The following is a 7,481-nucleotide window of genomic DNA, read 5'->3' on the forward strand; positions in this document are numbered from 1 at the left end:
GGCGTCGCTTCCGGGGCGTTGACGAGCTACTTCTGCGATTCGGCGAGCAGCCGGAGGGCGAGTTCCTTGAGCTCCGGGCTCGCGGTGGCGGCGTTGCCGGAATCGAACGGCGGGTGCGGGTCGTACTCGACGGCGAGCTGGATGCCGCGGGCGATCTCGTCGCCGGCGAGGCGGGCGGCCAGGAAGAGCGCCATGTCGATGCCCGCCGAAACGCCTGCGGCGGTGATGACTTTGCCGACCTGGACGTACCGCTCCGGCACGTACTTCACGCCGAACGTGCTCTCCAGGTAGCTCGCCGACGCCCAGTACGTGGTCGCGCGGTCGCGGAGCAGACCGGCCGCGCCGAGGATCAGCGAGCCGGTGCAGACCGATGTGGTCCACGTCGTGCGCCGGTCCACGCGGCGGATCCAGTCGATCAGAGCCGGGTTCTCCATCGCGGCGACCGTGCCGCGCTCACCGGCGCCCGGGACGAGCAGCACGTCCAGCCGGTCCACCTCCGCGATCGACTGCTCGGCCACCACCGAGATCTGGCGCGTGTCGGTGCGAACCGGGCCGCGGCGCTCGGCGATCATCGTCACGGTCGCGCCGGGCAGCCGGGACAGCAGCTCGGCCGGACCGGTGGGGTCCAGCAGGCTGAAGCCGTCGTAGAGCAGGATTCCGATCCGCGGGCCACTGCCTTCCGCGACGGCGGTGCCGGCCGGGATGCCGAACGCGGCGACGGCAGCCATGCCGGCGAGCACTGTCCGTCGGGTCGTTGGTTGACTCCTCATGCCCGGGGAGTCTTGGCGGTTTCCGGGTCGAGCGGACGCGGCATGTCCGGCATCCTGCGAATCTTGTCCCCGCTGACCCCGTAGTGGTCGAGGAAGGCTTGGCGCAGCGTCGTCGCCGACCGGAACCCGCACCGGCGCGCGACAGCGGCCAGCGACAGCTCGCTGGCCCGCACCAGCTGCGCGGCGGCCTCGGTCCGCGCTACCCGCACCGCGCGTGCCGGAGTGGTGCCCAGGTGCGTGGCGAAAAGCCGGTTGAGGTGCCTGCTGGTAACTCCGGCGCGTGCGGCCAGCGCGGAAGGGCTCAGATCGTCGGCGAGGTTGGCGGTGATGTGCGCGAGCAGGTCCCGAACCAGCCGGTTGCTGGGCGGCGGAGCGGCCAGGAAGGTGCTGATCTGCGCCTGGTCGGCCGGACGGTGCAGGTAGGTGACGAGTTCGCGGGCGACTTCACGAGCCAAGGTCGGGCCGTGGTCGTCCTCGATCAGAGCGAGCGTGAGGTCCAGTGCGCTGGTGACTCCGGCGGACGTGTAGACGTTGCCGTCCCGGATGTACAGCGGAGCGGGATCCACGGTCACGGAGGGAAACTCGGCGGCGAGGGATGCCCCGTACCCCCAGTGAGTGGTGACCCGCCGATCGTCGAGCAATCCGGCGGCGGCCAGCACGAAGGTGCCGGTGCAAACGGAAGCGATCCGCCGGCTCCGCTGAGCCAACCGCCGAACCTGCCCCAGCAGTCGCTGATCGGTGGCCGCAGCCCGAGTCCCGGCCCCACCAACAACGAGCAGGGTGTCGACCTCCCCGGTCAAGGAGGCCAAGCGCCGAGCGCCCCCAACGACGACCCCGGAAGAACTACGCGCCCCGGCCCCGGAAACGGTGGCCAACTCGACGACGTAAGGAGGAGAGGCCCCACGGGAGTTGGCAACCTCCAAAGCCCCGAAAGGACAAGCGACATCAAGGATCTGAGCCCCGTCATAAGCAACAACGACAAAGCGACGCCCAAGCCCCCCACCAAGACCCACAAGAAAAAGCTACCGCCCCAAAAAAGAACAACCCACCCAAACCCCAAGCAACCAAAACCCCCCAAACAAAGCCCAAGCAACCAACCCCAACAAAGCAACCCCCAAGCAAGCCCAACCAAAGCCCAGACCCACCCCAACAGCCCAAGCAAAGCGAAGGCCCACCCCAACCCCCAAGCGAAGCGCAGGGCCACCCACCCCCAAACGCCCAAGCGAAGCGCAGGGCCACCCAACTCCGAAGGCCCGGATAGAAGCAACCCGGCTCCAAAGGCCCAGATGAGGTTGTGTCTTCTGGCTGGTCGGCAACCCAGGCCGGGTACCCCACGAAAAGCGATGGAGCCCACAAAAAGCAACCCCCGCACCGTGGGGGGCATGGGGGGCTCGGCCCCCCAATCAAAAAAACGAAAAGGGCCCTGTCTACGCGAAGCGTAGACAGGGCCCTCCCACCCTTGTAGTCCCGACGGGATTTGAACCCGCGCTACCGCCTTGAGAGGGCGGCGTCCTAGGCCGCTAGACGACGGGACCGCGTTGTTGAGTGGTCACGAGGTGACCAGCTCGCTGGGGTACCAGGACTCGAACCTAGACTAACTGAACCAGAATCAGTCGTGCTGCCAATTACACCATACCCCATGGTGCCGGATGGCCAGCTCGGTTTTCCGATCTCCTCTGGGAGAAGTTCGGGCCCCGGGCCGCTGCCCTCCGCGTTGGTAAGAATATTAGACCATCCCTTCAGAGGCCCGGAAATCGCCCCCCTCTTTTGGGGATCGTCGCAGGTGGCAGCGGCTGCAGTGGCCCGGCGGCAGGGTCAGCGGCCGACCAGCTCGGCGGTCCGGCGCGGTGGTTGCGCGGGGGCCGGGACGGCGGGCAGGTCGGCGATGAGGAGTTCGGGCAGCTGGTGGAGGCCCGCGATGGTCGGCACGTTCGCGGCCGGGTCCTGGTTGCCGCCTCGGTTGAGCCAGATGCCGTGCAGGCCGGCGCGGGCGGCGCCGAGGGCGTCGATGTCGAGCTTGTCCCCTACGTGGGCGACTTCTTCGGGGCGCAGGCCGAGCGCGTCGCAGGCGGTGCGGAAGATGCGCGGGTCCGGTTTGGCGACGCCGATCTCGGCGGAGATGATCAGTTCGTCGAAGACGTCGGCGAGGCCGACGGCGGCGATCTTCTTGCGCTGGTAAGCGCTGGGCGCGTTGGTGATCACGGCGAGCCGGAGACCGCTGGCGCGGAGCCAGTCGAGACACGGCCAGGCGTCGTCGTAGAGGGCCCAGGCGCGCTGCATGGCGGCCATTCGCAGGGTTTCGCGGCGCGCCGCTTCGGCGGTGTCGAGTTTTTCGCCGAAGGCCGCGAAGAACGCTTGGGTGCGTTCGACGCACATCGCGTCGAAGTCGACCTCGTTGGTGACGTACCGCGCGTAGTGCTGGTCCGTGGTGCGCTGCCACACCGGCCAGGCACGGTCGCTGCCGACGAGCTCCCGCAGGCTGTGCCGCGCCGCTCGTCCGCTGTCGAGCAGGGTGTCGTCGAAATCGAGGCAGACCGCCTTGATCTGTCCGAGTTCGTGGGTGGTCGGTGCTTCAGGCGCGGATGTCACCCCGAGAGGCTAGGCGCTCACCCGCTGCGTCCGACTCGGCCAACACGGTGATCCTGTTGGCCTGTTTCGGTTGAGTCCGGTTGGCGGCGGCGGTCGTGAGCGCGAGGTGTGTTCTCGCACTCACGACCGACCGCTCAGAGGCCGGCAGGCCGGCTTGTCGCGCCGCGCAGAACGACCCTGGAAACCCGCTTCTCAGCCGAGGGCCTTGCGCAGGCGTTCGAGGGAGATGTCGCGGCCGAGGAGTTCCATCGACTCGTACAGCGGCGGCGACACCGTGCGGCCGGTGATCGCCACGCGGACCGGCGCGAAGGCCTTGCGGGGCTTGATGCCGAGGCCGTCGACGACGGAGTCCTTCAGCGCCTGCTCGATGGCCGCCGTGGTCCATTCGGGCAGCGCGTCGAGGGCGTTGATGGCGGCTTCCAGGACCGGCTTGGCGTCTTCGCCGAGGGCCTTCTCCGCGGAGGCGGGTTCGGGCGCGAAGTCGTCGCCGGCGAACAGGAAGGCCATCATGCCGACGGCGTCGGAGAGCACGATCAGCCGCTCCTGCACCAGCGGCGCGGCGGCGCGCACGGTGGCGAGCTGCGGCTCGGTCGGCTCGGCCGGGAGCACACCGCCCTGGACGAGGTAGGGCACCACGCGGTCGACGAACTCGTCGGGCGCGAGGGCGCGCAGGTGCGCGGAGTTGATCGCGTCGGCCTTCTTCTGGTCGAAGCGCGCCGGGTTGGCGCTGACGCGACCGATCTCGAAGGCGTCCACCATCTCGTCGAGGCTGAACACGTCGCGGTCGTCGGAGATGGACCAGCCGAGCAGCGCGAGGTAGTTCAGCAGGCCTTCCGGCAGGAAACCCCGGTCGCGGTGGTGGAACAGGTTGGACTGCGGGTCGCGCTTGGAGAGCTTCTTGTTGCCTTCGCCCATGACGAACGGCAGGTGGCCGAACTCGGGGGTGAAGTCGGTGACCCCGATGCGCTGCAGCGACTCGTAGAGCGCGATCTGGCGGGGCGTGGAGGACAGCAGGTCTTCGCCGCGCAGCACGTGGGTGATGCGCATCAGCGCGTCGTCGACCGGGTTGGTGAGGGTGTAGAGCGGGTCTCCGTTGCCGCGCACCAGCACGGGGTCCGGGACGCTGCCCGCGGGGAAGGTGATCTCGCCGCGCACCAGGTCGGTGAAGGCGATGTCGCGGTCGGGCATCCGCAGGCGCAGCACGGGCTTGCGGCCCTCGGCGCGGTGGCCGGCGATCTGCTCGTCGGTGAGGTCCCGGTCGAAGTTGTCGTAGCCCAGCTTGGGGTCGCGGCCCTTGGCCTTGTGGCGGGCTTCGACCTCTTCCGGGCTGGAGTAGGACTCGTAGAGCTCGCCGGCGGCCAGCAGGCGCTGGGCGACGTCGGCGTAGATGTCGCGCCGCTCGCTCTGCCGGTAGGGGCCGTAGGGGCCGCCGACCTCGGGGCCTTCGTCCCAGTCGAGGCCCAACCAGCGAAGCGCGTCGAGGATCGCCTGGTAGGACTCCTCGGAGTCCCGGCTGGCGTCGGTGTCCTCGATGCGGAACACCAGGGTGCCCTTGTTGTGCCGGGCGAACGCCCAGTTGTAGAGGGCGGTGCGGATGAGGCCGACGTGCGGTGTCCCGGTCGGCGAGGGGCAGAACCGGGCGCGAACGGTCCTGGCATCGGCTTGTGCTGCGGCTTCTGGCGTGCTCATAACACATCCAGCGTAGTCACTCGCCGTCGCCGGTTGACGGGCGCATCCGGGGAGGGCATCCTGAGCTTATTCAACACACGTTGAAATACTGGAGGGGATCGCAATGGAGCGGACCACCTGCTGCGTGATCGGCGGCGGACCGGCGGGCATGGTGCTGGGGCTGCTGCTCGCCAGGGCCGGCGTCGAGGTGACCGTGCTGGAGAAGCACGGCGACTTCCTGCGGGACTTCCGGGGCGACACGGTGCACCCCACCACGCTGCAGCTCCTCGACGACCTGGGGCTGGCCGAGCGGTTCGCCGAACTCCCGCAGCGACGCCTGAGCCAGGTGCGGCTGCCGATCGGCCCGGCGGGCGAGCTGTTCACCATCGGCGACTTCAAGGCGCTCAAGGTGAAGTACAACTACATCGCGATGGTCCCGCAGTGGGACTTCCTGGACATGCTGGCCGACGCGGGCAAGCAGGAGCCGACGTTCACCCTGCGGATGAACACCGAGGCGACGGAGCTGATCCGGGAAGGCGGCCGCGTCAACGGGGTGCGCTACCGCACCGCCGACGGCGAGACCGGCGAGCTGCGCGCCACCATCACGGTGGCCTGCGACGGCCGGAAGTCGTTCGTGCGCGAGATGCCCGAGCTCGGGCTGCAGGACTTCCCGACGCCGATGGACGTCCGGTGGTTCCGGGTCCCGCGGCAGGCCGGCGATCCGGCGGGCGGCATCGGCCTGATCCGGGAACGCACCTTCACCGTCATGTTCGACCGCGGCGACTACTTCCAGGTCGCGTCGATCATCGGCAAGGGCACCGACGCGGAGGGCCGCAGCCGGCCCATCGAGGAGCTCGGCGAACGCCTGGCCCGCTTCTTCCCGTGGCTGGCCGGGCGGGACCTGGTGCGCAGCTGGGACGACGTCAAGGTGCTGCACGTGACCCTGGACCGGTTGCGCAAGTGGCACGTGCCGGGCCTGCTGTGCATCGGCGACGCGGCGCACGCGATGTCACCGGTCGGCGGCATCGGCATCAACCTGGCGGTGCAGGACGCCGTCGCGGCGGCCCGCCACCTGGCCGGGCCGCTGCGCGACGGTCGTCTGGAGCGCAGGCACGTCGCGGCGGTGCAGCGGCGGCGCTGGCCGACGACGGTGCTGATCCAGCGGCTGCAGCGGATGATCCACGAGAACGTGATCTCCCCGGCGCTGCGCGGGGAAATCGACTTCGGCGACACCGCGCGCCTGCCCCTGCCCCTGCGGGCGGTCTCGAACGTCCCGTGGCTGCGCAGGATCCCGGCGTACATCCTCGCCTACGGCGCGGTCCGCGAGCGCCCGCCCAAGGCGGCCCTCCGCTGAGGACCGAGCCACGGACCCCGCAATTTCCATTGAAATCGGACCTTCGATTTCAATGGAAATTGCGGCCGTCCCAAGGCTGGTCGGCCCGCAGCCGCGGGTCGCAAAGCCACACGTCGATGGGTGTCGCATGCGCCGCAGGCGCATAGCCCACCTACGACACTGGCACCGCCGCGGGTTCACGGTGCCCACCCCTCCGGGGTTCCCTCGGCGAGGACGGCCCCTCCGCCGTGTATTGGGCATACATCAGGAGGGGCACCCACAGACCAGGGAGCCTCTGAGGTTCCGCCACCCGCACCGCCACGCAAAACGAGGATGGAAAAACCTCAATGGAAATTGCGGATCCTGGGGGCCCCGGCGTCAGCCCTGCTGGACCGGGTTGGTCAGGGTGCCCAGGCCGTCGATGGAGACCGAGACCTTCTGGCCCGCCTGCATCGGGCCCACGCCCGCCGGGGTTCCGGTGAGGATCACGTCTCCCGGCAGCAGCGTCATCACCCGCGAGATCCACGACACGAGCGCCGCGATGTCGTGGATCTGCAGCGACGTCCGCGAGTTCTGCTTGAGCTCGCCGTCCAGTTCGGTGCGGATCGCCAGGTCCGCCGGGCTCACCGAGGTGTCGATCCACGGCCCCAGCGGGCAGAACGTGTCGTAGCCCTTGGCCCGCGTCCACTGCCCGTCGGCCTGCTGCTGGTCGCGCGCGGTCACGTCGTTGGCGATCGTGTAGCCCAGCAGCACTTCGGTGCCCCGCGCCTCCGGCACGTCCTTGCACGGCTGCCCGACGACGGCGGCGAGTTCGCCCTCGAAGTCCACCCGCTCGGAGTTCGGCGGCAGCTTGATGGCGGCGTTGGGACCGATCACCGTGGTCGACGGCTTCATGAAGATCACCGGGTTCTCCGGCGGTTCCGAGCCCATCTCGCGGGCGTGCTCGGCGTAGTTCTTGCCCACGCAGATGACCTTGGTGGGCAGGATCGGGGCCAGCAGCCGGACATCGGCCATCGGCCACTTGCGACCGGTGAACGTCGGGTCGCCGAACGGGTGCTGGTCGATCTCGACCGCGAGCACCTTCTCCTGCGGTGCGGCCGGATCCGGCTCCAGTGCGACGA

Annotated in this window: 6 protein-coding genes and 2 tRNA genes; 1 reads left to right on the forward strand and 7 read right to left on the reverse strand. The window is 69.3% G+C overall.

Annotated features, from left to right (window positions below; genetic code table 11):
* Positions 1–26 precede the first annotated feature (26 nt).
* The 6 genes from ACWEV3_RS39195 to gltX form a co-directional block, all read right to left on the reverse strand.
* Positions 27–728, reverse strand: a complete 702-nt coding sequence (locus ACWEV3_RS39195; RefSeq protein WP_452618751.1) for a DJ-1/PfpI family protein — start codon at positions 726–728, stop codon at positions 27–29.
* A gap of 38 nt (positions 729–766) precedes the next feature.
* The gene (locus tag ACWEV3_RS39200) at positions 767–1,783 is read right to left on the reverse strand and encodes a GlxA family transcriptional regulator (RefSeq protein ID WP_452618752.1); all 1,017 of its coding nucleotides are present in this window, start codon (positions 1,781–1,783) and stop codon (positions 767–769) included.
* A 449-nt stretch (positions 1,784–2,232) separates the two neighbouring features.
* Positions 2,233–2,305: transfer RNA gene (locus ACWEV3_RS39205), tRNA-Glu, on the reverse strand.
* 33 nt (positions 2,306–2,338) lie between these two features.
* A tRNA-Gln gene (locus tag ACWEV3_RS39210) sits at positions 2,339–2,410 on the reverse strand.
* 175 nt (positions 2,411–2,585) lie between these two features.
* Positions 2,586–3,359 (reverse strand): HAD family hydrolase, encoded by a 774-nt coding sequence (locus ACWEV3_RS39215; RefSeq protein WP_452618753.1) that lies wholly within the window; start codon positions 3,357–3,359, stop codon positions 2,586–2,588.
* Positions 3,360–3,551: 192 nt separating this feature from the next.
* Positions 3,552–5,048, reverse strand: coding sequence for a glutamate--tRNA ligase (gene gltX / locus ACWEV3_RS39220; RefSeq protein ID WP_452618754.1), 1,497 nt, complete (start codon positions 5,046–5,048; stop codon positions 3,552–3,554).
* Between the two features lie 103 nt (positions 5,049–5,151).
* Here gltX and ACWEV3_RS39225 point away from each other — a divergent pair, with 103 nt between their 5' ends.
* Positions 5,152–6,381: an FAD-dependent oxidoreductase gene (locus ACWEV3_RS39225; RefSeq protein ID WP_452618755.1), complete on the forward strand. Its 1,230-nt coding sequence runs from the start codon at positions 5,152–5,154 to the stop codon at positions 6,379–6,381.
* 357 nt (positions 6,382–6,738) lie between these two features.
* On the opposite strand, the gene ACWEV3_RS39230 is transcribed toward ACWEV3_RS39225, so the two are convergent.
* Complete coding sequence (locus ACWEV3_RS39230; RefSeq protein ID WP_452618757.1) at positions 6,739–7,473, reverse strand: fumarylacetoacetate hydrolase family protein; 735 nt, start codon at positions 7,471–7,473, stop codon at positions 6,739–6,741.
* Positions 7,474–7,481 lie beyond the last annotated feature (8 nt).

Source organism: Saccharopolyspora sp. NPDC003752, assembly GCF_053605825.1.